We start from the raw sequence: 26011 nt of genomic DNA, 5'->3' as shown, positions 1-26011 counted from the left end.
GCGATGCGCCCCTGCACCCACCCATGACAGGAGTGACCACCATGACCGACCCCGCGCAGCAGGGCTTTGCGACCCGCGCCATCCACCTGGGCTATGACCCCTTGGAAGAACAGGGCGCGCTGTCGCCGCCGTTGTATCTGACGTCCACCTATACGCAGGACAGCATCGAGGCCTTCGACCGGATCCGGCTCGGCGAAGCCCAAGGCTACGTCTATGGCCGCACGCGCAATCCGACGCAGGCGCTGCTGGAAGAGCGGCTGGCGTCGCTGGAAGGCGCCGAGGCCGGCGTGGTGACGGCGTCGGGCATGGCGGCCATCTCGGCCACCCTTTTCTCGCTGTTGCAAAGCGGGGACGAGATCGTGGTCGACCAGATCGTCTACGGCACGGCCTTCACGCTGTTCACCCAGGGGCTGTCCCGATTCGGCGTGCGCGCCGTGTTCGCGGATTTCACGCAGCCGCAGTCCGTGGCCGCTGCCATCGGTCCCAAGACCCGGGCGGTGTATTTCGAGACCCCCGCCAATCCGAACCTGCGCCTCGTGGACATTGCGGCCATCTCGGCCATCGCGCGCGGCAAGGGGCTGCTGACCATCGTCGACAACACCTTCGCCACGCCGGTGTTGCAGCGCCCGCTGGAGCACGGCGCGGACATCGTGCTGCATTCGGCCACCAAATACCTGGGCGGGCACGGCGACCTGCTGGCGGGCGCCGTGCTGGGCCGCAAGCAGCACATCGACGCCATCCGGCTGCAAGGTCTGCGGTATTTCACGGGCGCGACGCTGTCGCCGTTCACGGCCTTTCTTGTGCTGCGCGGGATCAAGACGCTGGAGCTGCGCGTGCAGCGCCATAGCGAATCCGCGCTGAGGGTGGCCAAGTTGCTGCGCGAGCATCCGGCGGTGGCCGACGTGTTCTATCCGGGCCTGGCTGGCACGGCGGGGGCCGACATTGCGCAGCGCCAGCAGGCGGCGGGCGGCGGCCTGGTGGCTTTCGAGCTGAAAGGCGGTCTGGTGGCCGGCAAGACGCTCTTGAATAGCCTGAAGCTGGCGCGCATCGCCGTCAGCCTGGGCGATCCCGAGACGCTGATCCAGCATCCGGCGTCGATGACGCATGCCAGCTACTCGGCCGAGGATCGCGAGCGCTATGGCCTGTCCGAAGGCCTGCTGCGGCTGTCGGTCGGGCTGGAAACGCCCGAGGACATTCTGGCGGATCTCAAGCAGGGTCTGGATCGGGTGTAGCTGGCGGCGTGGCGGGTGGTTGGACATCGTCGCGCCGCCACGCCACCCATTCGCCTTCGCCCTCGTAATGGCGCAGCCCGCGCGCTGCGGTCGCCAGACCCGCCCGCAGCACGTCCATGTCCAGTCCCGGCATGTTGCGTAGCAGGGCGGGGGGCAAGTTGCCGATGTCCAGCACACGCTCGTCGAACTCCATCCGCATCAGCCCGCCGTCTTCGTTGGCCACGCGAACGAACCACAGGCTTTCCATGTAGTCGCCAAACCAGGGGTCCGGATAGATCGCCTGGGTGAACGCGAATCCGAATTCGTGAATGTCGTGCCAGGGCCAGAACTGCTGCAGCCCCATCGCGCGCGCCAGCTCTCCTGACCGCGTCAGGCCAGCGTCATCGAAGCGCACGACTTCCTGCAGCGGATCTTCGGCTGCCGGCGGTCCGGCAAACCATCGCTTGATGCGTGACCACATGGCGTCGCGAATGAGGGGATGAGGGACGTGCAGTGTAATGGGGCCGGATTCGTGAAAAAATGTTACAACCATTGATCGTGATCAATTCCGCGCGCCCTGGCAACCGTTAGGGTTGATGTTTGCGCAGCAAGGACAGGACCAATGACCGACAAGACATCCCAAGCCCCCGATCAAGACGCCCCGGCGGCACCCGCCAAGCGGTCCGCCAGCGGCCAGGGCGCCGCCAAGCGCATGGCCAGCGCCCGCCGCGCGCCCGCCAAGCGCGCCGTGAAGGGTGTAGTCAAGGGTGAAGCGACGCCGGCCGGGGTTGCAGGCGCGGGCATCGGCCCCGCCGTTGAGCCGGCCCTTGAATTGCGCAAGCGCGTGGCGGCGCGGCAGGACGCGGCGCGGCAGGAGACCGCGGCGGTGCTGGCCGATATCGCCAGCCGCTACACGGTGGGCAACCCGGGCGAGGCCCACGAGGCCCTGCGCACCGTCATCGATGCGCTGTCGCCCGACGATGCGCAAGCCGTGCACCGCGCGCTGCTCGACGCCAACCGGCAGACGCCCGGCGTGCGGCGCAATCCCGACGACGAACTGGCGGGCGATTGGCGCGAGGGCGTCTATCCGTATCGCCACCGCATGCTGCGGCGCAATTACGAAAAGCAGAAGTACAAGCTGCAGGTCGAACTGCTGAAGCTGCAGGCGTGGGTCAAGGCCACCGGGCAGCGCGTGGTGATCCTGTTCGAGGGGCGCGACGCCGCGGGCAAGGGCGGCACGATCAAGCGCATGATGGAACACCTGAATCCGCGCGGCGCGCGCGTGGTCGCGCTGGAAAAGCCGTCCGACACCGAAAAGGGCCAGTGGTACTTCCAGCGCTACGTGCAGCACCTGCCAACCGCCGGCGAAATCGTCATGTTCGATCGCTCCTGGTACAACCGTGCCGGCGTCGAACGCGTGATGGGTTTTTGCTCGCAGGACGAATATCTGGCGTTCCTGCGCCAGACGCCCGATTTCGAGCGCCATCTGGTCAGCAGCGGCATCACGCTGATCAAGCTCTGGTTCTCGGTCAGCCAGGAAGAGCAGCGCAGCCGCTTCCAGCAACGCAAGGTGCATCCGCTCAAGCAATGGAAGCTGAGCCCGGTGGACCTGGCATCGCTGGACAAGTGGGACGACTACACGCGCGCCAAGGAAGCCATGTTTGCCCACACCGACACCGCCGATGCGCCGTGGATCGTGGTCAAGTCCGACTGCAAGAAGCGCGCCCGCCTGAACGCCATGCGCTACGTGTTGAGCCGCCTGCCGTACGAGGGCAAGAGCGACGACCCGCAGATGGCGATGGATGCGCTGATCGTGGGCCGCGCGCTGTAGGCCGTCAGCCGCCCAGCGCAGCCAGGTTCAACACATGGCTGCGCCCGATCCACACCGCGCAATCGCGATGGTCGCGCAGCGAATGGCCGGTGTTCGGGTGCATGAATACATCCAGCGCGCCGTGGTTCAGCGTAAGCCACGTGGCGATCTCGGCCAGATGTTCCGGGCCGAAGGCAATCTGGTAGCTCCATTGCGGATGCGGACCCACGGGGCGCTCATGGAATCGCCCCATTTCCATCTTGCCGTCAAACGTCGCGACGATCCGTTCGCGCAGGGCGAACGCGGTGTCGCGGCTTGCCGCGTCGAAGTACACATGGGCATGCCAGCTTGCGACGTCGGTCACGGAAATTTCCATCGTTCTGTCCTGATACCTGATTCGGTTCAGCCGCCCGCGCGCTTGGCGCGGTGGCCCTGTTTCGTCAACGCCTCGAGGATGCGGTCGCAGTGGTCGCCCTGCACCTCGATCACGCCGTCCTTGAAGGTGCCGCCCGAACCGCACGCGGTCCGCAGCTGCTTGCCCAGCGCGTTCAATGCGTCGGGCGCCAGCGCCAGCCCGCGCACCAGCGTCACGCTCTTGCCGCCGCGGCCCTTGGTTTCGCGCGAGACTCGCGCCACGCCGTCACCTGCCGGGGCTTTTCCGGCCGCCGCCTTGCATTGGCATTGCGCGACCGGCTGACGGCACTGCGGGCACATGCGGCCGGTTTCGGTGGAATAGACCAGGCCGCCCGTTGCGGCGCGCTTCATCAGGATTTGCCCCGCATCTGGTCGATGAGACGCCGGTCACGCTTCGTTGGCCGGCCCGCTTCGATACCCAGCGCCGGCTCCGGTGCGAGGCGGCGCATTTCGGCGGCGCGCTCGCGGGCGGCCACGCTTTCGGGCGTCTCTTCGTAAAGTTGGCGCGCGACCGGCGCGGGCCCGCGCACGCCGCTGACGGCGACGACTCGCACCTGCACGGCGGGGTCTTCCTTGCGGACCGTGATGACGTCGCCCGCGCCGACTTCGCGCGCGGGTTTGGCGGGCTGTCCGTTGACGAACACGCGGCCCTTGCCGATTTCTTCCGAAGCCAGGCTGCGCGTCTTGTAGAAGCGCGCGGCCCATAGCCATTTGTCGAGCCGGATCTTGTCCATCCTGCGGGTTCCTGCGGTAAAGCTGGTCAAGGCGTCATGATAGCGCCGCCCGGTGGCCGGGCATGCCGGCCGGCGCGTCGCCATGCGCAAGTCAAAAAAAAGCGGCGCCCCGAAGAGCGCCGCAAACCGGCTACGCGGTGTCCGGGCCGTCGGGCCCGGCAGTACTCAATCCAGCTTCAATCCTGCTTCCTTCACGACGCGCTGCCACTTCTCGATCTCGGCGCGGCGGAACGTGTCCAATTCGGCGGGCGTGGAGCCGATGGGCTCGGCGCCGATGCCGGCAAGCTGTTCGGCGATCGTGGGATCCTTCAGCACCTTGGCCAGCGCCTGCGACACCTGCTCGACAATTGCGGGCGGGGTGCCGGCCGGGGCGAACACGGCGTTCCATTCGTAGGTTTCGTAGCCCGGCACGCCCGACTCGGCGATGGTGGGCAGTTCGGGCGCGGTCTTGGAGCGTTCCAGGCCGCCGACGGCCACGGCGCGCAGCTTGCCGTTCTTCACGTGCTGCCAGGCCGAGCCCATGCTTGCGAACATGACCGGGACCTGGCCCGACATCACGTCGATCATCGCCGGGCCGCCGCCCTTGTACGCGACGTGCTGCAGTTGCGTCTTGGCCAGCAGGTTGAACAGTTCACCCGCCAGGTGCTGGGCGGAACCGGGACCGGCCGACGCGAAATACACGGGCTCCTTGGCGCCGGGCTGGCCGAGCTTGATCAGGTCGCCGACCGACTTCACTTCATACGACGGCGTGACGACCAGCACGTTGGGCACGCGCAGCAGCAGCGACACGGGCGCGAAGGCCGACAGCGTGTCGAACTGCATCTTGCTGTGCAGCGCGGGGTTTTGCGCGTGGTTGGAGGCGTCCAGCATCAGCGTGTAGCCGTCGGGCTTGGCCTTGGCGACGACCGCGCCGCCGATCATGCCGCCGGCGCCGCCGCGGTTTTCGATGACGACGGGCTGGCCGAGTTCAGCCGCGAGCTTCGGGCCGATCAGGCGGGCAACCACGTCCACGGTGCCGCCGGGCGGGTAGGTCACGACCAGCGTGACGGCGCGTTCGGGGTAGGCGGCGTGCGCGGCGCCTGCGGCGCCAGCCAGCAGGCCGGCGGCGGCGAACAGCGCGCCACGGCGCGCCAGGCGTTTGAACAGAGGGGTCATGGAGCGTCTCCTTGGAATTGGAATAGCCGCAACGGCGTGTCGGCAAGCACGGTGCGCCGTTGGGCGGGGTCGTCGATCCAGGCGTCCAGCCACTGCGTCGCGGCGGGATAGGACGCCAGGTGGCGATGTTCGGTGTGGGGCCAGTCGCTGCCCCACATCAGGCGTTCGGGGGTGTAGGCGTCCAGCAGTTGCTGCGTGGCCAGTCGGCCGGAGGCGGCGCAGGCCGGGGCGGCCCAGTTGCGGTACGGCGCGGCCAGCTTGACCCAGACGCGGCCGCTGTCCGCCTGGCGCAGCAAGTATTGGAAGCCTGCGTCCAGGACGCCGAGCGCGGGATCCGGGCGGCCAAAATGATCGACTACGATGCGGCAGCCGGCCGCCAGCAAGGCCGGCAACACGCCATCCAGGCGCGCGGCCTGCAGGTGCACTTCCACATGCCAACCCAGCGCATTGACGCGGGCCAGCAGGGCCTGCCACGCCGGCGTCCGCAGATCGGGCGTATCCAGGCCGAAAAGGTTCAGACGGATGCCGACCACGCCGGCGTCGGCCAGGACTTGCAATTCGGATTCGGCGGCATCCTGCGCCACCACGGCCACGCCGCGCAGGCGGGCAGGGGCAGCGCGCAGCGCCTCGACCAGGTGGCTGTTGTCCGTGCCCAGGAAACTTGGCTGCACCAGGACGCCGTGGCTCATGCCGTGCGCGTCCAGCAGGCCCAGGTATTCGGCCAGCGTGGCGTCGTAGTCCGGCGTGTGGCGGCGCGTGTTGGCCAAGGCGAGGCCTTGGTGAAACACGTGGGCGTGGCTGTCGACGGCGGCGCCTGGGATCGGCGAGGGCAAATCAGTCTCCTCATGCGGCGCGCCGCTCTCTCGGAACGGCGACGCGCTATGTAATGTTCTGTAAGTCGGGATTCTAGGAAGTCGGGGTATAGTTTTCCATTCTGGAAAGGCGCTTTAAATATATTGGAACGATATGGAAACCAGGCATCTGCGGTACTTCCTGGCGGTGGTGGACCACGGCAGCGTCAGCCGCGCCTCGGACTGGCTGGGCATCGCGCAGCCGGCGCTGAGCCAGGCGTTGACGCGCATGGAGAAAGACCTGGGCGTGCGGCTGTTCGAGCGGTCGCGGCAGGGCACGACGCCCACGCCCGCCGCTCAGGCCATCCTGGAAGACGTGCGCGCCAGCGTCGCGCGCATTGATGCGGCAGCCCGCCGTGCCCGGGAAATCGGACGTGGCAGCGCGGGGCAGTTGACGGTCGGGCTGGTGTCTTCGGCGCTCTTTGACACCTTGCCCCGCGCGCTGCGCCAGATGCGCAAGCAGGCGCCCGGCGTGCGCATCATCCTGCGCGAAATGAGCAACGCCCAACAGGCCGAGGCCTTGCAGACCGGAGAGATCGACATCGGTCTGATGCACACGCCCGTCGCCGTGGGCGGCCGCATGCGCGAACGCCAGCTGCTGCGCGACCGGCTGGTGGCGGCCGTGCCCGACGAATTCGAGGTCGAGGCCGACGGCAAGGTATCGATGGCGCAGATCGCGCAGGCGGGCCTGGTGATGTACCCGCAGGCGCAGTTGCCGGCATTTTATGCGGACATCCTGGACGCCATGCGCAAGGGCGGCCACGATGCGCACGTGAACCAGGAGGCAAGCCTTACGCTGACGGTGCTGTCGTGCGTGGCCGGGGGCTGCGGCGTGGCCTTGCTGCCCAGCTGGATCCGGTCCATGGGATTTCGGGGTGTGCGCTTTTGCGAAGTACGCGATGGAGAACGGCTGCCCAGTTTCGACTTGAGCGCGATCTGGCCGGCGCGTAGCGTGCCCACGCTGGCGGATCTGTTCGCCAACCTGGATCTCGGGTCTGAATAAAGCGGCGATCCCCTTTCAACGTCCCTTCAACATCCTTCAAACAGACTTAAGCGACGCTTAAGGCGTCATTTTTGCCGGAACTGCGGCGGATCCCGCCGTCTAACCAGGAACGTCATCGCGAGGTTCCGGGCTCATGGATCTGAATTGGCAGCAGCAACTTGCGGAAAGCGCCTTGTGGCTCGCGCGCGCGTTCGGCATCTCCGCCGTCGCGCTGGCGCTTGTCACGCTCGTACTGACCCGCACCACCGTCTGGGGCCGCAAATTCTGGCGTCTGGCCTGGCCGTATCTCACGCCCCGGCGCAGTTGGCGTCCCATGCTGACGCTGGCGCTGCTGCTGTTCCTGGCGATGTTCGCGGTGCGCATGACCGTGCTGTTTTCGTTCTGGTACAACGGCTTTTACAGCGCTCTGCAGGCGCTGGATCAGGCCGTCTTCTGGCACTTCCTGGGCATCTTCGCCGTGCTGGCCACCGTGCATGTGGTGCGCAGCCTGGCCGACAGCTATGTGGGCCAGGCCTTCGACATCCATTGGCGCGTCTGGCTGAACGATCGGCTGACGCGCGACTGGCTGGGCGCGGGCGCCTACTATCGCGGACACTTCCTGGCTGAACCCGTCGACAACCCCGACCAGCGGATCGAGCAGGACATCGCGCAGTTCGTGACGGGCTCGCGCACGCTCGCCATCGGCGCGTTGAGCGCGATCGTGTCGCTGGTGGCCTTCACGTCGATCCTGTGGGGGCTGTCCGGTCCGTTGACGCTGGGCGGCGTTGAAATCCCGCGCGCCATGGTGTTCGTCGTGTATCTGTACGTCATCGTGGCCACGTGGCTGGCCTTCAAGATCGGCCGCCCGCTGATCAAGCTGAATTTCCTGTCCGAGAGACTGACCGCCAACTTCCGGTATGCGCTGGTGCGCCTGCGCGAGAACGCCGAGAACGTCGCGTTCTACCAGGGCGAGGAAGTCGAGCGCGCGACCTTGTTGACCCGCTTCACGTCGTACATCGCCAATCTCTGGCAGCGCGTGTACCGGGGCTTGAAGTTCGACGGCTTCAACCTGTCGGTCAGCCAGATCGCGGTGGTGTTTCCGTTCATCCTGCAGGCGCCGCGTTTCTTCAGCGGCGCGATCAAACTGGGCGACGTCATGCAGACCTCGCAGGCGTTCGGGCAGGTGCAGGAATCGCTGTCGTTCTTTCGCAGTTCGTACGACACGTTCGCGCAGTACCGCGCCACGCTCGACCGGCTGAACGGATTCCTGGATGCCAACGAGGCCGCGCGTGCGCTGCCGCAAGTGCAGACGCAAGCGCTGCCGGACGGCCTGCAGATCGAAGGCCTGGACGTGTCGCGCCCCGACGGCGCACGTCTCCTGGACAACCTGAACCTGCGCCTGCATCCCGGTCAGGCCCTGCTGATCAAGGGCCCGTCGGGTAGCGGCAAGACCACCTTGCTGCGCGCGCTGGCGGGCCTGTGGCCGTATGCCAGCGGCGCGGTGCGGCGGCCGCAGGGCGACGCCGCATTGTTCCTGTCGCAGCGGCCTTATCTGCCGCTGGGCGATCTGCGCGGCGCGGTGGCGTATCCGGGACCGGCGCAGCCGGCGGACGACGCGCGCCTGGCCGACGCGCTCAGGCAGGTGAATCTGGGGCATCTGGCCAGCCGCCTCGACGAGGTGCACGACTGGTCGCGCGTCTTGTCGCTGGGCGAACAGCAGCGCATCGCGTTTGCGCGCGTGCTGTACAACCGGCCGGCGCTGGTGTTTCTGGACGAGGCAACGTCGGCGACGGACGAAGGGCTGGAGCACATGCTGTACAGCCTGCTGCGCGACGCGTTGCCGGACAGCATGCTGGTCAGCGTGGGACATCGCAGCACGCTGGATGCTTTCCATACGCAGCGGCTGGATCTGGATGGCACGGGCCGCTGGAAGGTCGGCCCGATGCCGGCGTCGCGTCACGGCGAGGCGTTGCGCAGGGCGGCAGCATAAAGGCTTGCGCGAAATATGAGAGGTGTCTGACACCCGTCAGAAGTGACCGTCAAGCAGATAAAGCGCCGCAAGGGTGTCAGACACCGGTCCAAACAAAGACGCAAAAAAAGGCCGCAAGCAGCGGCCTTTTATGCGTCTTGCCGAAAATCAGGTGCCCACGCGCAGCGGTCCGGTCAGCTTGCGCAACGCGGCGATCACGCTTTGCGCGGTGATGCGTCCGGTCTTGGGATTGGCGGACGGAATGTTCTGGATTTCCACCGAGAACGAGGCGGAATCGGACACAACCTCGACGCGGTGCACGTTGCGTTCGAGCGAGGGATCCGCCCAGATTTCCAGGGTGGTGCGGTCCGGGCCGATGCCTGCCAGCGACACGCTGACGGCCACGTTGAGGTTGGCAGGAAAACCGACGGCGGCCTCGCGCGGCGAGCCGCGGAAGATCAGGCGCGGTTCGGTGATGCCTTCGATGTCGATGTTGTTCTCGGTCAGGTAGGGCGCACCGAGCAGGCCGCGCACCGGCTTGCGGGTGATCATCGTGACGGAATGGATGACGCCTTCCGCGGCGGCGGTGATGGCGTCCAGGCCCAGGATGGCGCCCGACGGCACGATGACCTGGCCGCCGTGCTGGCCGGCGATGCCGATCAGATCTTCGTGGCGCAGCAGCGCGCCGGAACTGAGCACCACCATCTTCTTGCCGGCGCGCAGCACGGGTTCGGCGATGTCGCGGAACACGGCAGCGGGCGCGCATTCAACGACCACGTCGCAGTGGTCGGCAAGGCCGTCAATGGTGGTGAACGTGGGCGCGCCGTTCTTCCAGCCGAAGGCGGGCGGGGCGTTGGGATCGCGCACCGCGACGGCGGCGAGCGTCAGGCCGGGCAGGCCCGCATCCAGGGATTGCGCCACGGCCTGGCCGATGGCGCCGAAGCCGGCGATGCCGACGCGGAAGCTGTTCATGGGTATCCGGTGTGTTGGGCCAACGGCGGGACCGCAGGCGGTTCGGGAATGCGGCGCAGTGGGCGTGCCGCAAGACTGCCGGCCACTGTAGCCACGGCGTGGCGACGCGTCAATGCGGGATGCCCGCAAGGCACGGGCGCGCGGTGATGCATGGCGACGGCATCTACGACAGCGCGAATTCCTCGCCGTCGTAGTGGCCGGCAATCTCGATCTCGCCGGACGCCAGGCGCCCGGACCACGCGTCCAGTTCGCGCCGCTCGTACGCGGTGACGTCCGCGCCCAGCACCAGCCGCAATGAGGCTTCGGCCTCCAGGCCGAAGCGCGTGATGCGCCCGACGGCCAGCGCGCCTGCCGCATGGTCCGCCGCCGCGCGTTCCACGCACAGCCCGGAGTCCGCCAACGCCGATGCCAGATAGACCTCCGGATCGCGGGCCACCCAATCCAGCACATTGCCGATCTGCCAGATGCCGGCCTCGCGGCAGGCACGCGTGACGCCGTCCCGGCCGCCATCCATCATCGCGAACAGCACGCGGGCGCGCTGCGCGGCGAGCGCACGCGTCCAGGCCTCGCCCAGGTCCGGGTCGTGCTGATTGCCGCAGAACCCGGTCAGCGGATCCCGGCCCGTCACGCGGCGCACGCCGTCGGCAAACGCGGCGCGGCCCTTCAGGCCGGGCCGAACGCGCTCGCCGGAGAGGTGCGCCGCGCGGGCGCCAACGCTGAGCCCGATGTTGCCGATGTCACCCGCGGGGCGGCCAACCGTCCCATCTCCCTGCGCGCGCAAGCCGGCCAAAATCCCCGCAAGAAACGCGGAATGCTCCTGCAGAATTTCGTAGCTCGCGACATTGGCGGCCGTATGGCTGCCCTGTGTGATCGCGAACTGCGTACGCGGAAAATGCGGTGCAACCTCTGCCACCGGCGCATCGCCCTGGCCGCCGTGCACGATTACCAGGTCCGGATTGCCGTTGCACAACTGCGCAAGGCGTTCGGCGCGCGCGGCCGGGTCGGTGGCGGCGACCCACTCCGCGTGCAGCGCATGGCCCGCACGCCCTGCGCGCTCGGCGCCCTGCAGCGCGGCCTCGTTGAAGCCGCCCCGGCCGGGAAAGCCGAACAGCACGAGCAGACGGCGCGCGCTCACAGGCTGGCTCCCGTCGCGCGCACCACTGGCCCCCAGCTGTCGGCCTGACGGCGCACGAAATCGGTGAATTCCGCCGGCGTCTTCTGCGCCAGCACGAAGCCTTGGCCTTCGAGCTTGGCGCGGATGTCTGGATTGCCCAGCACGAATCCGATTTCCGCATGCAGCCGTGCCGCCACCGCGTCGGGCAGGCCCGCAGGGGCGGAGAGCCCGATGAAGTTTTCCGCGATTAGACCCGGATACCCCAGTTCGCCCACCGAAGCGATGTCTGGGGCCTGCGGCACGCGCTGCTGCGTGGTGACGGCCAACAGGCGCAGTTGCCCCGAACGCAGGAAGGGCAGATTCTGCGGCAGGGCGTCGACCGCCATCCGGATCTGTCCGCCCAGCAGGTCGTTGCGCATGGCGCCCGAGCCCTTGTACGGAATGTGCTGCAGCGGCGCGCCCGTCTGCCGCGAATAGAGTTCGCCCACGATCTGCCCCACCGACGCCAGACCGCCGCTGCCGTATTGCACCGGCTGGTCCTGCGCCTTGATCCAGGCCGTCAGCTCGGCAAGGCTGGACACCGGCACGGACGGGTGCACGACGAACACCGTGGGCACCGCGCCCAGATAGGCGATGTGGCGAAAGCTTGTCAGCGCGTCGTACCCGCCTTGCGGCATCAGCGCCGGCGAGATCGACAGGGGCGCCGAGTTCGACATGAGCAGCGTGTAGCCGTCGGCGGGCGACTGCGCCACGAGGCTTGCGCCAATGGTCGAACCCGCGCCCGGCTTGTTCTCGATGACGATGGACTGGCCCAGCCGCTCGGCCAGCACGGGCGCAATGAGGCGCGCGGCGATGTCGCTGGCGCCGCCGGGCGGAAACGTGACGACAAGGCGGATGGGACGCGCGGGCCAGTCGGACGCGCGCGCCAGGCGTGGCCGCGCCAGCGGCAGCGCCAGGGTGCTGGCAAGCAGGAATTTGCGTCGGGAGATCGGCATGGCGAAAGCTTCTATCGTGCGGCCGCATGGCGGCAAAGGCGCACACTGTAAGAAGCGAGGCGGCGGCTGACAAAGAATTTGTAGCCGTTTGCTTATGCCGCCCTGGCATCCGACGCGATATCTGCCGGCGCTACTGCAGCTTGATGCCCAGCTCCTTGATCAGCGGTCCCATCTCGGCGCGGTCGGCCTCGATGGTTGCCGCCAGTTCCTCGGGCGAGCTGCCAATTGGAATCATGCCCAGCGTTTCCATCTGCGCCTTCATGGCCGGGTCCTTCAGGATGTCGGTCACCGCCTTCTGGATCTGCGCGACGCGCTCCTTCGGGATGCCCGCCGGTCCCATCAGGCCAATCCATGGCTGCGGCGCGTAATCCAGTCCCGACTCCTTCAACGTGGGCGTGTCGGGCAGACCGCCAAAGCGTTGCGGACTGGTGATGGCCAGCGCACGCAGCCGTCCGCTGTCGATCAGGCCCTTGGAGCTGGACGGCGCGTCCAGGCCCACGTCGAGCTGTCCGCCGATCAGGTCGTTCTGCGTCTTGCCCGACGAGGACGACGGCACGTACAGCGCCTTGATACCCGCGCGCCGCGCCGTCTGTTCCCAGACCAGATGAAACGCGGTGCCGATCGAGAACGAACCCACGCTCAGGTTTCGCGTCTTGCTTTCGCGTACGAAGTCTTCCCAGGTCTTGAGCGGGCTGTCCTTGGGCACGATGAAGATGAACGGCGTGCGCGCCACCAGCGAAATGGGCTGCAGGTCTTTCTGCGTATCGAACGGCAGGCTATCCACCGCAAACGGCACGATGGTTACGGACGACGCGACGACCATGCCGAGCGTGTAGCCGTCGGGCGCCGACTTGACCAGCGCGCCCGTGCTGATGATGCCCGAGGCGCCAGGCTTGTTTTCGACGACCACGGGCTGACCCCAGGCCGCGCCCAGCTTGCTGGCCAGGACGCGCAGCATGACGTCGACCGGACCGCCGGGCGGATTGGACACGATGATCTTGACCGGCTTGTCGGGATAGGCGGCGGTGGCGGCGAATGGCAGCGCGAGCGCCAGCGCAAGAGCGGTTTGCTTGAACATGGAATTCCCCTTGTGTCGTTGGTGTGCGGGGCGCGGCGGCAAGGCCGGCGCCTCCGTGTGGCGTTGCGGGCTCAGGCCAGGATCTGCATGTGCGGGGCCTGCGGCCAATCCGGCGCGTCGCCCCGGATGAACGCCAGCCATGCGGCCTGGGTCTGACGCGCCAGTTGCTCGCCCTGCGCGGCGGGCAGGCCGGCCAGCATCGGGGCATCGTCAAAGGCCTGCAGCGTATCGAACACAAACGGCAGTTCGATGCAGTGGCAGGCGCCGAAACGGTCTGAGGGCGCGACGTCAAAGCGCGCCAGCCAGGCATCGCGGCCCTGCGCCACGGCCTGCCGGGCCCACAGCCGGGAGGGCGCGCCGAACACGGCGTCGCCCATTTCCTGGCTGGCGGCGTCCGTGCCATGGTCCGGAAAAGCGGCCATCTCGTCGCGCGTGTAGCAGACCAGCACATCCGCGCGGCCCGCGGCGGTCAAGAGCGCGGGTGCGATCTCGTGCGGCAGCACCTGGCCGTCCAGCACGGGCGAGAACAGGCTGCGGCTGCTGCCTTCGGCCCTTAGCGCCTGCACGACCTCGGGCGCCTGCTGAGCCGCCAGCAGCGCGGACACCGGCAGCTCGCGTGCCGCCGAAAGCGAATCGGCCCCCGCCGCGCGCAGATAGACCTGTCCGAGCGCGTCGGCCTGCTGCGCGCTGCGAAAACCCCGGCCCAGCGCGGCGCTTTGCAGGATGGCGCGTGAAAAGCGCGGCTGGCGCGTCAGCATCGCGCAGATCGACGAGGCGCCCGCCGACTGTCCCATCACGGTGATACGCGTGGGATCGCCGCCCAGGTCCTGGATGTTGGCAAGCACCCAGTCGATCGCCAGCTCCTGGTCCAGCAGGCCGACGTTGGCCGTTTGACCCGGCACGTACAGCCAGCCCAGCGCCGCCAGCCGGTAATTGACCGCCACGACGACCACATCGCCCCGTTGTGCAAGCCGCGCGCCGTCGTACCAGTCCAGCGCACCGCCGCCGCTTTGCCATGCGCCGCCGTGCTGCCAGACGACCACGGGACGGCGCTTGCCGTCTGCCGCCGGCGTCCATACCGTCAGGTGCAGGCAGTCTTCGGATTGTTCGGCGTCGAAGTCGCCCATGGCGCCGCGCAGGCGCGAGGGTAATTGCGGCGGGACGGGGCCGGTGCCCGTGGCGTCGAATTCGCCGCGAATGTCCGCCGGTTGCGGCGGTGCAAAGCGCAGTTCGCCCACGGGCGCCTGCGCATACGGAATGGCGCCATAGCGGCACACGCCGCCGTCGCGCACGCCAACCAGCGTGCCAGTGCGCAGCGCCGCCTTCACGCGTTCACTCATATCCTGCCCCTTGTATCGTTGTTCATTGTCCAGCGGCGGCAATCTGCGCTGCCGCCGGACTAATGGTAGGGAGGAAAGTGCCGCGCCGGCCATTCCGGTTTTGAACATAGCCATGCGCAACGCGCATGGCTGGATGGGGCTATCCGGCCCTGCTACTTGGCGATGCGCGCGTCCAGGCTGTTGTCCGCCAGCGCCTGCGCCTGTTCGCGCGTCATGCCCAGGTGCTCGTAGAGCGCGTGAAAGTTTTCGGTGACATAGCCGCCGAAGTAGGCGGGATCGTCGGAGTTGACGGTGACCTTCACCCCGGCATCCAGCAGCGACAGGATGTTGTGCTCGCGCATGTGATCGAACACGCGCAGCCGGGTATTGGACAGCGGACAGACAGTCAGGGGAATCTGCTCGTCGATCAGGCGCGCAATCAGTTTGGGGTCTTCGGCGGCACGCACGCCGTGGTCGATACGCAGCACCTTCAGCAGGTCCAGCGCCTCCCAGATGTACTCGGGCGGACCTTCTTCGCCCGCATGCGCCACGGCGGGCAGTCCTTCGGCCCGCGCGCGGTCGAACACCCGCTGGAAGAGGCGGGGCGGAAAGCCCTGTTCGCTGCTGTCCAGACCCACGGCAATGAACGCGTCCCGGTAGGGAAGCGCCTGCTCCAGCGTGCGCATTGCCTGTTCTTCGGGCAGGTGGCGAAGGAAGCTGAGGATCAGCCCGCTGGTCACGCCCAGTTGCTTCTTGCCATCGGCCAGCGCCTGGCTGATGCCGTTCAACACGGTCTCGAACGGCACGCCACGGTCGGTGTGCGTCTGCGGATCGAAGAAGGGCTCGGTGTGCACCACGTTCTGCTCGTGGCATTTGAGCAGGTAGGCCCACGTCAGGTCGTAGAAATCCTGCTCGGTGCGCAGGACATCCGCGCCCATGTAGTACAGATCCAGGAATTCCTGGAGGTTGTTGTAGTTGTAGGCGCCGCGCAGGGCGTCGATGTCGGGCCAGGGCAGCGCCACGCCGTTGCGCTGCGCCAGTTTGAAGAGCAGCTCCGGTTCGAGCGCGCCCTCCAGATGCAGGTGCAATTCCGCCTTGGGCAATGCGTTGAGCCAGTCGTACATGGGTGCTCCGGTATCAATGAGGTGCGTGTTCGGGATGCGGCGCGCGGTTCATGCGGCCAGCGCAATGCCATCGGCCTGGATGGTGCGTTCGAGCTGGGCCGCGAAGGCGCGCGCCTGACGGGTGCTGGGGCGGTCGCGGCGCCAGATGGCGGCAAGGGGCGACCTGCGCAAGGCGGGCCGGGCGGGCAGCACGGCCAGTTCGCCGCGTGCCTGCCGGACGGCCGCGACGCTGCCGGGCAGCATCCACAGGTAGTGTCCGTCCAGCAGCAATTCGCGGCCGAATTCCAGCGACAGGACGCCGATCATATCCGGAATCGCCAGACCGGCCTGGCGCAGGGACAATTCCAGCTCGCCGCGGATGCGGCTGCCGGGCAGCGCGGTGATCCACGGATAAGCGACGTAATCGGCCAACGTGGCCTCTGGCAGACTCGTCAGCGGATGGTGGGGGGCGCAGGCGAGCACCACCGGATCCTCCAGCAGGGTGGTCGAACGGTAGATCTCCGGATTCACGGCGGACGTGAACCGGCTGATCAGCACGTCCAGGGCGCCAGCGTCCAGGTCCTCGATCAGCCGTTCGTGTGTGCCGATCTCGATGGTGAGCGTGATGCGCGGATGCGCCTCGCGGTAGTCGCGCGCGGCCTGCGCCACCGGCCAGCCCGCGAACATGGAAAAGCAGCCCACGGTCAGGCTGCCATCTTCACCGCGAGAGACGGCGGCCAGATCGACCTCGGCTTTCCGAAAGCCGGTTAGCAACTGGCGTGCGTGGCGGCACATGGCGTCGCCCAGCGGCGTGCAGGTCGTGCCTTTCGCGGTGCGCTCGAACAGCCGCGCGCCCACCAGCTCCTCGATTTCGGCGATCGCGCGGGACAGGCCCGATTGCGTGCTGTGCAATTGCGCCGCCGCCTTGGACAGGTTGCCCAATTCGGAGACGGTCAGCACGATTTCCAGGTGCCGGATGCGGAGTTTGCCTCGGAACGGTGTCATGGCGCGGGGGAGCGGAAGCGATTCGCCGATTATTCTCCCGCGCCGGTCGCTTGGCAACGCGCGGCGGGATTCGGGATATAGTTCGACGCCTGCAAGGGCTTCGGCTTGCACCGGGAGAGCAGCATTGACTTTGAAAGAGCGGAGCGGCGGGCGCGCGGTCACCTTGGCAGCGATCACACTGCTGGCATCGGCGCTTGCCGGCTGCAGCGTGTCGCGCGTGGACGAGGTGGCCGTGAAGTGGCCGTCCTTCAAGGACGGCACGCAAGTCCTGCTGCCCTCGGATCCCGCGCAATGCCCCGACCTGACCGGCACCTATCTTGCCCAGGGCGAACGCCGCGCGGGCGATGCCGATGCGTTCCTGCTTGAAGACCTGCGCGGCTTTCTGCATTACCCGTTGGACCTGCCCGGCATGCGCGATGCGCCGCTGCCCGCTTGGCAGTTGTCGCCCCGGTCAACCGTGTCGTTCGTGGCGGATACGCGCGGATGGCAGATCGAGACGCGTGATGGGGAAGGTGCGCGCGAGGCCGCGCTGCTTGCCGTGCACGACGACGGCGCCGGTTCGGTGGCCGAGGGCGGCGAACCCCTGCGCCCCGGCAACGAGATCTGGCGCGCCGCCGGATGCACGCAAGGCCGGCTGTGGATCAGCGTGCGGCATGACTGGCGCCAGCATGAATCCGTGGGCGTGCGGCGCCACGTTGCCGTCCTGCGCAAGGACGCAGGCGGGCTGCTGCTGACGGTGCAACGGGAATCCGACAGCATCGGCATGCTGCTGCCCTGGTACACCAACAGCGGCGATTTGTTCCAATACTGGTTTGCGCCCGCCAGCCAGCTTCCCTGAATACCGCAGGCGCGCGCCTGCCTTTATCGAGAGAAAAATGACCGCTAAACGGCTTTTCACCTGGACCTTCTTTTTCGCGCTGTTCGTGGTGCTGGTGGCGCTCTTTTGGCGCCAGCTCTTCATACAGACCCCGCCGTCGCTGCGCGAGATGGGCGGCACGATCGAGGGCGGCGAGGCTTACATCTATGGTGAGTCGCCGCGCCAGGATGGCATGGCCGATCGCGCAATGCTGGCCGCGGCGCAGCGCGGCGACCCGGGCGCCCAATACATGCAGGGCCTCATCATGGAGAACTTCGACATGAAGGAGGCGCTGCGCTGGTACGAGACCGCCGCTGCGCAAGGCTACGAACTGGCGGCGCAACGATTGGCGCAATTGCGCGAAGCGCCGCCTGCCGCGCAATAACAGCCCCCCTTGAACGCACCCGCGCAACACGCCCGCTTCGTGACCGGCCCGCTCGGCGGGCACGTGCTCGAGATGATCCTGACCGGCTGGGCCAGCATGCTGGCCGTCTTCGCCGTCGAGTTCCTGTCGCTGCTGTACCTGGGCACGCTCGAGGACGAAGCCGTGCTGGGCGCCGTGGGCTTCGGGTCCATGACGCAGTTCACCATCACGTCCATCTGCATCGGCGTCACGGTAGGGGGAGCGGCGTTGGTCTCGCGTGCGCTGGGCGCGCAGGACGCTGCCCGGGCGCGGACGCTTGCGGGGGCGTCCCTGATCCTGATGGCCGCCGCCGCAGTGGCGGCAGGCGCGGTGTTTCTGGCCGCCATCGGCCCGTTTACCGCGGCCATCGGTTTGGCCGAAGATGTCCGCGAGCATCTGCTGTCGTACGTGCTCATCACCACGCCGTTTGCGGTGGTCATGGGCATCGGGATGATGCTGTCGAACCTGCTGCGGGCCGCAGGCCAGGGGCGGCAGTCGATGTGGGTGCTGCTGGCCGGTACCGGCACGGTCGCCGTGCTGGACCCGATTGTCATCTTCGTGCTGGACGGCGGCATGGAGGGCATTGCCTGGGCCGGCGGGGTAGGGCGCGTGGCCACGGTCGTGCTGGGCGGCTGGCTGGTGTTCCGCAAACACCGGCTGGTGGCCTGGCCGCTGGCGCGGGAACGGCGCGAGCACCTGCGCGCCATCGGCAACATCGCCTTGCCCGCCGCGCTGACGACCCTGGCCACGCCGGCATCGGTCATCTTCACCGTGTCCACGTATTCCAGTTTCGGTCCCAGCGTGCTGGCGGGCGCCACGGTGGTTGACCGGCTGTTGCAGCTGGCCTATTCGCTGTTTTTCGTGCTGCCCGGCGCCATCGGGCCGATTCTCGGGCAGAACCTGGGCGCCGGCCAGTGGGACCGCGTGAAGGCCACCGTGGCGCTCACGACGCGCTGGGCGCTGCTGTACGGATTTGCGGCAGCCATCGTGCTGGCGGTGCTGGCGCCGTGGATGCCGGAAGTCTTTCGCGTCACCGGCCCCGGGAGCGACCTGATCGTCTTCTTCTGCCGCGTCGGCAGCTTCGCATGGGCGCTGAACAGCCTGTTCTTCGTGGCGATCTCGGTGTTCAACAACCTGGGATACGCCACGTATTCCACCGCCATCGGCTGGCTGCGCGCGACGGTGGGCACCGTGCCCTTCGTGTGGCTGGGCGCGCACCTCGGCGGGCCCCAGGGCGTGATGCTGGGCCAGATGGGCGGCTTTGCGATTTTCAGCCTGATTGCGATGTGGCTGTGCCGGCGCGTGTTGCGCGCGCCGCCGGCGGGATTCCAGCACGGCGCGGTGGCCTAACGGGCGGCCGGGCCGGTCAATGCGGGGCGCGTTCGATTTCGGCGGCTGGTCGCGGTACGATCCCGGCTGACTTCGATTTTTCAGGAAAGCCATGCGCCAGAGTTTCCCCCGTCCTCGAATCGACAGCCTTTCCCGCGTTCTGCTGGCCGCGGCATTGACCGCCGCTGCCGTCAGCGCCGCGCAGGCGCAGTCGCCCGGATCGGCGACCGGATCGCGCGTTCAGACGCCCGCGCCGGAACAGCAGCAGCCCGTGCTTAAACCCAAGCGCAGCTTCGACGACGCGCCCGCACCGGCGTCGCATGCCGCGCCGGCCGCAGTTACCCCGGCCGCCGCGCCCGCCCCGGCGCCTGCCGCCACTGCCGCGCCCGCACCCGCCGCAGCACCTGCCGCAGCACCCGCCGCGACGGCTGCGCCTGCCGCCGCGCCCGCAGCCACCGCCGCCGCACCCACGGTCATCGTCCCCACCGAACTCGACACCAAGGCCTGCATCGACAATCTGCGCAAGGGCGCCACGGCCAACGGTCTGACCGTCGCCGACTGGGACAAGTACACGGCCAACGCCACGTTGCTGCCCACGACCGTTGCGTCGGCCAAGGGCCAGCCCGAGGGCCGCGAAAGCTGGTGGGACTACATCGCCAAGACGGTCGACGACGAACGCGTGCAGGACGGCAAGGCCGTGCTGACCAAATACGGCAAGCAGCTTGGCGCCATCAGCCAGCAATACCAGGTTGATCCCGCGACGCTGGTCGCCATCTTCGGCATCGAAACCAACTATGGCCGTCAGGTCGGCAAGACCGACGTGCTCAATGCCTGGCTGACGCGCGCCTGCACCGAAAACAAGCAGCTCTGGGAAAAGAACGCCTACGCGTCCGTGCGCCTCTTGCGCGACGGCACCGTGCCCGCCGACAAGTTCGTCGGGTCCTGGAGCGGCGCGTTCGGCATGACGCAATTCATCCCGACCTCGTTCTACGAACTGGCCGCCGACGGCGACGGCGACGGCCGCATCGACCTCTACAACTCGCTGCCTGACGCGCTGGCCTCCACGGCGAACCACCTGCGCAAGCGCCGCGCCCAGTGGACGCATGGCCTGCCCGCCGTGGTGGAAGTGCGCGTGCCGGCCGAGCTGGCCGCCGCGATTCCGCCCGAGCCCGATGCCGAGTACGTGGGATCCAAGGACCGCCGCACGATCGCCCAGTGGGCGCAGGCTGGCGTCAAGCAGGGCGATGGCTCGGTGCTGAAGCTGCCTTCGGGCAACGACCAGCAGGCGTACCTTTTTGCGCCGACGGGCGCGCGCGGACCGGTGTTCCTGGCCACGGTGAACTTCGACGCCATCCTGCACTACAACCAGTCGCGCCGCTACGGCCTGGCCGTGTCGCTGCTGCTGAACCGCCTGCAAGGCGGCCCGGCGCTGGTGACTGCGTGGCCGACCGACGATCCCGGTCTGTCGCGCGCGCAGATCAAGGAACTGCAGAAGCAGCTTTATGGCCGCGGCCATGACATCGGCGAGGCCGACGGCATTCCCGGCGGCAAGACGCGCGATGCGGTGCGGGCCGAGCAGGCGCGCCTGAATCTGCCGCAGGACGGCCGCGTGGGCAAGCGCATCCTGGACGCGCTGCTGGCCGATCAGCCGGAAGCCATGCGGGGCTATCCCGGGCAATGAGTCAGGCGCGGATCGCGGCATCCTCACCCCCCGAAATGCGGCGCGGGTGAGGGTTAGGCTGGAGTGTGCAAGGCGGCGCCGGCCGGTATGATCGGCAGTTCCGCCACCACGCTCACAGCCATGCCGTCCGCCGAGTTTCCCGACGATTTCCAGACCCCGCGCCTGAGCGCGCGCCGGATGTCCCAGTCGCATCTGCCCTTCATGATCGAGATGCACGCCAATGCCGATCTGATGCAGTCCATGGGCGGTACGCGCGACGCGGCGGCCAGCCGTCGCTATGTGGCGCAGAACATCGTCCACTGGACCGAGCATGGGTACGGCATGTATGTGCTGGAAGACCGCGAGACGGGCCGTCCAGCCGGCCGCGCGGGCCTGAAAGTGTCGACATCGCCAGGGCGTGCGGGCGTCGAATTGGCCTATGCCTTGCATCCCGATTGCTGGGGCAAGGGCTTTGCGCCGGAGATTTCGCGTGCGCTGATCGGTCTGGGGTTCCGTCTGCTGCCCGTGGACGTGCTGGGCGCCGTGGCGCTGCGCTCAAACCTGGCCTCGCAACGCGTCATGGAAAAGACGGGGCTGCGCTACGTCGGCATGACCGGCGACACGCCGGAGCCCAAGGTCTGCTACGAAATCCGCCGTCTGGACTGGCGCAAGCGGGAAGGCGTGTGAAGGCGTAGGCCGCGCCGGGGCTGGACGCACGGCGCTAACATGACGCGATGAGCACGAAGAAACCAAGCCCCGCCGCAGCTTCCAACGACGACCCGCCGCCCGTTCCGCCCGAGCGTCCCGCGCCGGAGGAATGCTGCAACAGCGGCTGCATCCCCTGCGTCTATGACATGTATGACGAAGCGATGGACCGCTACCGCGACGCCCTGAAGGCGTGGCGCGCGCGGCACGAGCCGGACAGCCGGTAAACGCCGTCGTTCAGCCGGCGAGCTTCATGTGGATGATGGGGAAGGGACGGCCCGAGTCGTCGTAGGCCGAGCGGCCCACGTCTTCAAACCCATAGTGCTTGTAAAAGCCGTGCGCCTGCGGATTCTGCTCGTTCACATCCACCAGCAGCGTGCCGTGCAGCGAACGCGCAAAATTCAGCAGGCGGCGGCCAGCGCCCTTGCCGCGCTTGTTGGCATCCACGAACAGCATCTCGACCTTGTTGCCGGTCAGGCCCATGAAGCCGGCCACTTCGCCGGCATCGTCCTCACAGACCCAGACCCTGACGGAAGGCAGGTACGTGTTCAGTACCTGCGGGTACATGGCCTGGATTTCCTTTTCAGTCAGAAAAGTGTGTGTGGCGCGCACCGAACGGAGCCAGATGTCCACCAGGGCCAGATCGTCGCCGTGGTTGCGTTCTCGGATTTTCATTTTGTTATTGCTGGGGTGTCAGGCACAGGTAAGCCGCTAAAGCCCGGCGCGATACAGATCCGTGGCCGCCAGGACGGTTTCCATCTGCACAGTATGCGCGAAAACAAATCGGTCTCCGTAGACCGTTTCATCCGGAAACTCCGAAATCAGCGCCATGGGCAGTTCCTCGCGGTCGGTCTCCGTGATCTGCACGGGGATGCCGTTGAGCACGTCAAAGCCCTGTTCGAGCGCATGCGCATGAAAGAGTTCCAGCTGCCGCGCGTTGAATTCCACCAGCCCCGGCACGTTGCTGGCGAGCCGCGCGGTGACGCCTTCGATCAGACGCCGTGCGCGGTCCGCCCAGCCCGGATGATGGCGCAGGACCAGGAAGAAGCCCTTGGGGATGGTCCACAGTTCAAAATGCCGCGGCAGGTAGCCCGACAGCGGGCGCGTCCATTCGTGCGCCGGATAGCCGTGCAGGTTGATGTGCAACTGCGCGCCGCTGATCGCATGCGCCTGGTGCCGGCCTTCACGTTCGAAGAACGGCGCGTGTTCGCGGTACGCGATGTCGTCGCCCAGCGCGCTGTAGCGCGACGCGTGCAGCATGTGGCGCGGATGTTGCTCGCGCAGCCGGTTAAAGAGCGCATAGCCGTCCGGATTTTCGGACGCGATCAACGCGAAATGCGCGTCGCCGCGTGCGGCGAGTGCCTCGGCCGCGCGCAGGGCGCCCACGACGCCGGAGGTCTCGTTGGCATGCTGCGCGCCGGAAATGAAAACGGCCGGGCCGGGGCCGCGCACATAGGTGCCCAGCACCGGACGGCCCTGGCGCGACACGGCCTGAAAGGTGTCGCCGCCTAAGGCCGCCATGCAGCCGGCAATCTGTGCGGCCGATAACGGTTCGCGGGCCTGCGCCAGCGGACCGGCGGGCGCAGCCGGCGTCACGGGGGCGACCGGCGCAAAGGGTTCCACCGAAATCTGCACGCGCGGCGCGCCATCGTGGCGGCGGATGTCGGGAATGATCTGGCCGGGTTGCAGGCCCCGGTCGCCGGACGGGCGGCCGGAGTGCTGCTGAAAGTGCTCCAGCAGCGAGAAATAGATGTCCTCGTGCAACGCCTCGAACGTGCTGACGATTTCCTCGTCCACCGGCAGCGCGAAGTCGATGCCGGGCAGGTCCACGCGAATTTCCAGCCGGTCGAAATACGGCTCGTGCGCACCCCAGGTGTGGTTGCGCACCGTGTCCATGATGGCGCGAAACAGAAGCTGGTATTCGGTGGCTTGCGCGGTATCGGTCTGCACTGCGCCGTCGGCATCCTGCACGCGCAGCCAGCCGGTGGGCGACAGCTCCGGCGTGCCGTCCGGCGCGTGTCCAAGCTGGTTGGGCGCGAATACGCGAGTGTCGATGGCGCGGCCATCGGCGTATGCCAGCCGCACGTCGTAGTGCAGGTCGGTGGCGCCGGGCAGCATCGTCATGCGCACGTCTTTCAGCAACGCCACAAGCGGATAGGCCTCCAGCGTGAAGCGCTTGGCCTGCGCGTGTTCGTGCAGCGGATAGCGGATCTCGGCCGAGACCAGCCCGTCGCGCTCGACTTCTTCAAGAAAGAAGTGCACGAGCGGCTTGTAGGCGCTGCGAAAGCGCGCCGTCACGCCGGCCTGCTCCAGCCGGGCCTGCGCGGCGCGCCGGGCCTCCACGCTCTCGAACACCCAGCCTTCCACGACCGCGCCGCGCCAGGCCGGCGCCATGTAGGCGTGCGTCCAGGCGTCCAGCGTGCGATCGAAACTCTTGTCCAGCAACGACATACTCAACATTCCTTCCGGCCCGTGGGCGCGGATTGATTCATCAGACCTTGCCGGTCGGGTCCAGGCGGTCGCGCAGCCAGTCGCCCAGCAGGTTCAGGCCCAGCACCGTCAGCATGATGGCCAGGCCAGGAAAGACGCTGACCCACCAGGCCGTCTGCATGTACGTGCGGCCGTCGGCAAGCATACCGCCCCAGCTCGGGATCATGGGGTCCACGCCCAGGCCCAGAAAGGTCAGACTGCTTTCCAGCAGGATGTTGTTGGCCACGTTCAGTGTCATCAGGATCACCAGCGGACCCAGCAGGTTGGGGACGATGTGATGGCGGATCATCGCCAGGTCGCGCACGCCGAAGGCGCGCGCGGCCAGCACGAACTCGCGCTCGCGCAGGGCCAGCACCTGCGCCCGCACCAGACGAGCGTACTGCACCCATTGCGACACGATCATGAAGAAAATGACATTGAACAGCCCGCCGCCCAGGATGGCGATGAACGTGATCGCCACCAGGATGAAGGGCAGCGCCAGTTGCACGTCGGCAAAGCGCATCACGATCATGTCCCAGAAGCCGCGGTAATACCCGGCGATAAGACCCATGACGATGCCCAGCAGCGCGCCGCCCAGCACCGAGGCAAAGCCCACGAGCAGCGAGATCTTGCCGCCGACGATCACGCGCGCCAGCACGTCGCGGCCCAGCGGATCGGTGCCGAAGGGATGGGCGGCGGACGAGAACGGCGCCATCAGGCGGGCGGCCAGGTCCATGGATTCGCCGCCGTCCGGAAACAGCCAGCCGGAAGCCAGCACGAGCAGGACCATGACGCCGGTCAAAAGCGCGCCCAGCACGAATTCCAGCGAGCGATAGCGGCTGCGCGGCTTCATGGCCTTGGGGGCGGCGGGGGAAGAGGTTGTCTGCATGATGCTCAGCGCGTGCGAATACGGGGGTCGACGATGCCGTAGGCGATGTCGACGATCAGGTTGACCAGGACGATGACGGTAGCCAGCACGGTGACCGTGCCTTGCAGCACCGGATAGTCGCGGCCGGAAATGGCGTCGAAGGCCAGCGTGCCCAGGCCCGGCCAGTTGAAGACCATCTCGATCACCACGATGCCGCCGATCAGGCCGCCAAATTGCAGGCCCAGGTACGTGATCAGCGGAATGGCGCAATTGCGCAGCGCATGCTTGTACAGCACGATGCGCTCTTTCAGGCCCTTGCTGCGCGCCACCATGATGTATTGGGCGGACAGCGTCTCCAGCATCGTCGTGCGCACCAGCCGGATGTTGGTGGCGCTAAGGATGATCGCCATGGTCAGCGACGGCAGCACCAGGCTGGCCGGCCCGCTCCAGCCGGACGGCGGCAGCAGCGGGAAGGTGATCGACAGCAGCAGCACCAGCATCAACGCCAGCCAGAAATTGGGGAAAGACAGGCCCACCAGCGACAGAATGCGGATGGCCTGGTCGGTCGCCTTGCCGCGCTTGATCGCCGCCTGGATGCCCAGCGGCAGCGAAATCAGGATGGAAACAATCAGCGACGTGAACGCCAGCATCAGCGTCGCCGGCAGCGCATCGCCGATCAGCTTGGCGACCGGCGTGCCGCCCATGAAGCTGCGCCCGAAATCGCCATGCAGTAGTCCCTGCATGTACGACAGATATTGTTCGTGGAACGGCCGGTTCAACCCGAGCGCCTGCCGGATGTTGGCCAGGTCCTGTTCGGTCACGCTGCCCGACCCCTGGCTCAGCATCAGCGCAGGATCGCCGGTCAGACGCACGGCATAAGAAACAAGCAGCGTCACGGCCACGATCACGAAGACGGCCTGCAACACGCGTTTGATGAGAAATCCGGTCATAAGGCACCGCCCCGGCTTGCACCGTGGCGGATCGGTAGTGTTAAGACAGCAACAAGCAT

The 26011-nt window shown here is 67.5% G+C and carries 27 protein-coding genes; 10 read left to right on the top strand and 17 right to left on the bottom strand.

The features are described 5' to 3' along the window. The first annotated feature begins 41 nt into the window (after nucleotides 1-41). A complete protein-coding gene (locus tag CLM73_RS17940) occupies nucleotides 42-1232 on the top strand; it encodes a trans-sulfuration enzyme family protein (protein WP_105239580.1) in 1191 nt (396 codons plus the stop codon). Here CLM73_RS17940 and CLM73_RS17935 read toward each other — a convergent pair. Next, nucleotides 1207-1692: a hypothetical protein gene (locus CLM73_RS17935; protein WP_105239579.1), complete on the bottom strand. Its 486-nt coding sequence runs from the start codon at nucleotides 1690-1692 to the stop codon at nucleotides 1207-1209. The two genes, CLM73_RS17940 and CLM73_RS17935, sit on opposite strands and share 26 nt — an antisense overlap. 141 nt (nucleotides 1693-1833) lie before the next feature. Between CLM73_RS17935 and ppk2 the strand changes: the two genes are divergently transcribed. Next, nucleotides 1834-3042 (top strand): polyphosphate kinase 2, encoded by a 1209-nt coding sequence (ppk2, locus tag CLM73_RS17930; RefSeq protein WP_105239578.1) that lies wholly within the window; start codon nucleotides 1834-1836, stop codon nucleotides 3040-3042. A gap of 4 nt (nucleotides 3043-3046) precedes the next feature. Here the strand turns inward: ppk2 and CLM73_RS17925 are convergent, their stop codons facing one another. The 5 genes from CLM73_RS17925 to CLM73_RS17905 all read right to left on the bottom strand — a co-directional run bounded on the left by CLM73_RS17925 (nucleotide 3047) and on the right by CLM73_RS17905 (nucleotide 6157). Then, on the bottom strand, nucleotides 3047-3397 hold the full coding sequence (locus tag CLM73_RS17925) for a DOPA 4,5-dioxygenase family protein (protein ID WP_105239577.1): 351 nt from the start codon (nucleotides 3395-3397) through the stop codon (nucleotides 3047-3049). 26 nt (nucleotides 3398-3423) lie between these two features. Beyond that, nucleotides 3424-3786 carry a translation initiation factor Sui1 gene (locus tag CLM73_RS17920; RefSeq protein ID WP_105239576.1) on the bottom strand — a complete coding sequence of 121 codons (363 nt, stop codon included), beginning with the start codon at nucleotides 3784-3786 and terminating at the stop codon, nucleotides 3424-3426. Beyond that, nucleotides 3786-4169: an RNA-binding S4 domain-containing protein gene (locus CLM73_RS17915; protein ID WP_056562937.1), complete on the bottom strand. Its 384-nt coding sequence runs from the start codon at nucleotides 4167-4169 to the stop codon at nucleotides 3786-3788. Before CLM73_RS17915 ends, CLM73_RS17920 begins: the two co-directional genes overlap by 1 nt. Before the next feature lie 165 nt (nucleotides 4170-4334). After that, a complete protein-coding gene (locus CLM73_RS17910; protein WP_105239575.1) occupies nucleotides 4335-5324 on the bottom strand; it encodes a tripartite tricarboxylate transporter substrate binding protein in 990 nt (329 codons plus the stop codon). Continuing rightward, on the bottom strand, nucleotides 5321-6157 hold the full coding sequence (locus tag CLM73_RS17905; RefSeq protein ID WP_105239574.1) for an amidohydrolase family protein: 837 nt from the start codon (nucleotides 6155-6157) through the stop codon (nucleotides 5321-5323). Before CLM73_RS17905 ends, CLM73_RS17910 begins: the two co-directional genes overlap by 4 nt. Nucleotides 6158-6290: 133 nt before the next feature. Between CLM73_RS17905 and CLM73_RS17900 the strand changes: the two genes are divergently transcribed. Continuing rightward, nucleotides 6291-7178, top strand: a complete 888-nt coding sequence (locus CLM73_RS17900) for a LysR family transcriptional regulator (protein ID WP_056562924.1) — start codon at nucleotides 6291-6293, stop codon at nucleotides 7176-7178. Nucleotides 7179-7311: 133 nt separating this feature from the next. Further along, entirely contained in the window at nucleotides 7312-9147 is a 1836-nt protein-coding gene (locus CLM73_RS17895; RefSeq protein ID WP_105239573.1) for an ABC transporter ATP-binding protein/permease, read from the top strand. A gap of 147 nt (nucleotides 9148-9294) precedes the next feature. Here CLM73_RS17895 and CLM73_RS17890 read toward each other — a convergent pair whose 3' ends face one another. The 7 genes from CLM73_RS17890 to CLM73_RS17860 form a co-directional block, all read right to left on the bottom strand. Next, entirely contained in the window at nucleotides 9295-10098 is an 804-nt protein-coding gene (locus tag CLM73_RS17890; RefSeq protein ID WP_105239572.1) for an aspartate dehydrogenase, read from the bottom strand. A 163-nt stretch (nucleotides 10099-10261) separates the two neighbouring features. Then, complete coding sequence (locus CLM73_RS17885) at nucleotides 10262-11233, bottom strand: BMP family ABC transporter substrate-binding protein (RefSeq protein WP_105239571.1); 972 nt, start codon at nucleotides 11231-11233, stop codon at nucleotides 10262-10264. Then, nucleotides 11230-12207, bottom strand: a complete 978-nt coding sequence (locus CLM73_RS17880) for a Bug family tripartite tricarboxylate transporter substrate binding protein (protein ID WP_105239570.1) — start codon at nucleotides 12205-12207, stop codon at nucleotides 11230-11232. Before CLM73_RS17880 ends, CLM73_RS17885 begins: the two co-directional genes overlap by 4 nt. Before the next feature lie 130 nt (nucleotides 12208-12337). Next, complete coding sequence (locus CLM73_RS17875; RefSeq protein ID WP_105239569.1) at nucleotides 12338-13285, bottom strand: Bug family tripartite tricarboxylate transporter substrate binding protein; 948 nt, start codon at nucleotides 13283-13285, stop codon at nucleotides 12338-12340. A 71-nt stretch (nucleotides 13286-13356) separates the two neighbouring features. After that, entirely contained in the window at nucleotides 13357-14625 is a 1269-nt protein-coding gene (locus tag CLM73_RS17870) for a carboxylesterase/lipase family protein (protein ID WP_105239568.1), read from the bottom strand. Between the two features lie 152 nt (nucleotides 14626-14777). After that, complete coding sequence (locus tag CLM73_RS17865) at nucleotides 14778-15728, bottom strand: adenosine deaminase (RefSeq protein ID WP_105239567.1); 951 nt, start codon at nucleotides 15726-15728, stop codon at nucleotides 14778-14780. 48 nt (nucleotides 15729-15776) lie between these two features. Beyond that, nucleotides 15777-16712, bottom strand: a complete 936-nt coding sequence (locus CLM73_RS17860) for a LysR family transcriptional regulator (RefSeq protein ID WP_105239566.1) — start codon at nucleotides 16710-16712, stop codon at nucleotides 15777-15779. 163 nt (nucleotides 16713-16875) lie between these two features. On the opposite strand from CLM73_RS17860, the gene CLM73_RS17855 reads away from it, so the two are divergent. The 6 genes from CLM73_RS17855 (at nucleotide 16876) to CLM73_RS17830 (ending at nucleotide 21892) form a co-directional block, all read left to right on the top strand. After that, nucleotides 16876-17550 (top strand): hypothetical protein, encoded by a 675-nt coding sequence (locus tag CLM73_RS17855; RefSeq protein ID WP_105239565.1) that lies wholly within the window; start codon nucleotides 16876-16878, stop codon nucleotides 17548-17550. Nucleotides 17551-17587: 37 nt separating this feature from the next. Beyond that, the gene (locus tag CLM73_RS17850) at nucleotides 17588-17953 is read left to right on the top strand and encodes a hypothetical protein (protein ID WP_105239564.1); all 366 of its coding nucleotides are present in this window, start codon (nucleotides 17588-17590) and stop codon (nucleotides 17951-17953) included. Between the two features lie 9 nt (nucleotides 17954-17962). Next, nucleotides 17963-19321, top strand: coding sequence for an MATE family efflux transporter (locus CLM73_RS17845; protein ID WP_105239563.1), 1359 nt, complete (start codon nucleotides 17963-17965; stop codon nucleotides 19319-19321). A gap of 91 nt (nucleotides 19322-19412) precedes the next feature. Continuing rightward, complete coding sequence (locus CLM73_RS17840) at nucleotides 19413-20981, top strand: lytic murein transglycosylase (RefSeq protein ID WP_105239562.1); 1569 nt, start codon at nucleotides 19413-19415, stop codon at nucleotides 20979-20981. A gap of 87 nt (nucleotides 20982-21068) precedes the next feature. Further along, nucleotides 21069-21647, top strand: coding sequence for a GNAT family N-acetyltransferase (locus CLM73_RS17835; protein ID WP_234015666.1), 579 nt, complete (start codon nucleotides 21069-21071; stop codon nucleotides 21645-21647). Nucleotides 21648-21694: 47 nt separating this feature from the next. Further along, the gene (locus CLM73_RS17830) at nucleotides 21695-21892 is read left to right on the top strand and encodes an oxidoreductase-like domain-containing protein (protein ID WP_105239561.1); all 198 of its coding nucleotides are present in this window, start codon (nucleotides 21695-21697) and stop codon (nucleotides 21890-21892) included. Nucleotides 21893-21902: 10 nt separating this feature from the next. Here CLM73_RS17830 and CLM73_RS17825 read toward each other — a convergent pair whose 3' ends face one another. The 4 genes from CLM73_RS17825 to CLM73_RS17810 are packed head-to-tail and all read right to left on the bottom strand — an operon-like array spanning nucleotide 21903 to nucleotide 25952. Beyond that, entirely contained in the window at nucleotides 21903-22340 is a 438-nt protein-coding gene (locus tag CLM73_RS17825; RefSeq protein WP_056562877.1) for an acetyltransferase, read from the bottom strand. 36 nt (nucleotides 22341-22376) lie between these two features. Further along, the gene (locus tag CLM73_RS17820) at nucleotides 22377-24116 is read right to left on the bottom strand and encodes a peptidase M14 (RefSeq protein ID WP_105239560.1); all 1740 of its coding nucleotides are present in this window, start codon (nucleotides 24114-24116) and stop codon (nucleotides 22377-22379) included. A gap of 40 nt (nucleotides 24117-24156) precedes the next feature. Next, nucleotides 24157-25023 carry an ABC transporter permease gene (locus CLM73_RS17815; protein WP_105239559.1) on the bottom strand — a complete coding sequence of 289 codons (867 nt, stop codon included), beginning with the start codon at nucleotides 25021-25023 and terminating at the stop codon, nucleotides 24157-24159. 5 nt (nucleotides 25024-25028) lie between these two features. After that, nucleotides 25029-25952: an ABC transporter permease gene (locus CLM73_RS17810; RefSeq protein WP_056562871.1), complete on the bottom strand. Its 924-nt coding sequence runs from the start codon at nucleotides 25950-25952 to the stop codon at nucleotides 25029-25031. Nucleotides 25953-26011 lie beyond the last annotated feature (59 nt).

The sequence above is a fragment of the Achromobacter spanius genome, assembly GCF_002966795.1.
GTDB lineage: Bacteria > Pseudomonadota > Gammaproteobacteria > Burkholderiales > Burkholderiaceae_B > Achromobacter > Achromobacter spanius_D.
Note: the sequence above shows the minus strand (reverse complement) of the source record. Positions and strands in the feature narration are given on the sequence as shown.

Bases quoted from the DNA above. Each gene is read 5' to 3' on its own strand.
- CLM73_RS17940 (WP_105239580.1), top strand. From the start codon at position 42: ATGACCGACCCCGCGCAGCAGGGCTTTGCGACCCGCGCCATCCACCTG.
- CLM73_RS17935 (WP_105239579.1), bottom strand. From the start codon at position 1,692: ATGTGGTCACGCATCAAGCGATGGTTTGCCGGACCGCCGGCAGCCGAA.
- ppk2 (WP_105239578.1), top strand. From the start codon at position 1,834: ATGACCGACAAGACATCCCAAGCCCCCGATCAAGACGCCCCGGCGGCA.
- CLM73_RS17925 (WP_105239577.1), bottom strand. From the start codon at position 3,397: ATGGAAATTTCCGTGACCGACGTCGCAAGCTGGCATGCCCATGTGTAC.
- CLM73_RS17920 (WP_105239576.1), bottom strand. From the start codon at position 3,786: ATGAAGCGCGCCGCAACGGGCGGCCTGGTCTATTCCACCGAAACCGGC.
- CLM73_RS17915 (WP_056562937.1), bottom strand. From the start codon at position 4,169: ATGGACAAGATCCGGCTCGACAAATGGCTATGGGCCGCGCGCTTCTAC.
- CLM73_RS17910 (WP_105239575.1), bottom strand. From the start codon at position 5,324: ATGACCCCTCTGTTCAAACGCCTGGCGCGCCGTGGCGCGCTGTTCGCC.
- CLM73_RS17900 (WP_056562924.1), top strand. From the start codon at position 6,291: ATGGAAACCAGGCATCTGCGGTACTTCCTGGCGGTGGTGGACCACGGC.
- CLM73_RS17895 (WP_105239573.1), top strand. From the start codon at position 7,312: ATGGATCTGAATTGGCAGCAGCAACTTGCGGAAAGCGCCTTGTGGCTC.
- CLM73_RS17890 (WP_105239572.1), bottom strand. From the start codon at position 10,098: ATGAACAGCTTCCGCGTCGGCATCGCCGGCTTCGGCGCCATCGGCCAG.
- CLM73_RS17880 (WP_105239570.1), bottom strand. From the start codon at position 12,207: ATGCCGATCTCCCGACGCAAATTCCTGCTTGCCAGCACCCTGGCGCTG.
- CLM73_RS17875 (WP_105239569.1), bottom strand. From the start codon at position 13,285: ATGTTCAAGCAAACCGCTCTTGCGCTGGCGCTCGCGCTGCCATTCGCC.
- CLM73_RS17870 (WP_105239568.1), bottom strand. From the start codon at position 14,625: ATGAGTGAACGCGTGAAGGCGGCGCTGCGCACTGGCACGCTGGTTGGC.
- CLM73_RS17865 (WP_105239567.1), bottom strand. From the start codon at position 15,728: ATGTACGACTGGCTCAACGCATTGCCCAAGGCGGAATTGCACCTGCAT.
- CLM73_RS17860 (WP_105239566.1), bottom strand. From the start codon at position 16,712: ATGACACCGTTCCGAGGCAAACTCCGCATCCGGCACCTGGAAATCGTG.
- CLM73_RS17850 (WP_105239564.1), top strand. From the start codon at position 17,588: ATGACCGCTAAACGGCTTTTCACCTGGACCTTCTTTTTCGCGCTGTTC.
- CLM73_RS17840 (WP_105239562.1), top strand. From the start codon at position 19,413: ATGCGCCAGAGTTTCCCCCGTCCTCGAATCGACAGCCTTTCCCGCGTT.
- CLM73_RS17835 (WP_234015666.1), top strand. From the start codon at position 21,069: ATGATCGGCAGTTCCGCCACCACGCTCACAGCCATGCCGTCCGCCGAG.
- CLM73_RS17830 (WP_105239561.1), top strand. From the start codon at position 21,695: ATGAGCACGAAGAAACCAAGCCCCGCCGCAGCTTCCAACGACGACCCG.
- CLM73_RS17825 (WP_056562877.1), bottom strand. From the start codon at position 22,340: ATGAAAATCCGAGAACGCAACCACGGCGACGATCTGGCCCTGGTGGAC.
- CLM73_RS17820 (WP_105239560.1), bottom strand. From the start codon at position 24,116: ATGTCGTTGCTGGACAAGAGTTTCGATCGCACGCTGGACGCCTGGACG.
- CLM73_RS17815 (WP_105239559.1), bottom strand. From the start codon at position 25,023: ATGCAGACAACCTCTTCCCCCGCCGCCCCCAAGGCCATGAAGCCGCGC.
- CLM73_RS17810 (WP_056562871.1), bottom strand. From the start codon at position 25,952: ATGACCGGATTTCTCATCAAACGCGTGTTGCAGGCCGTCTTCGTGATC.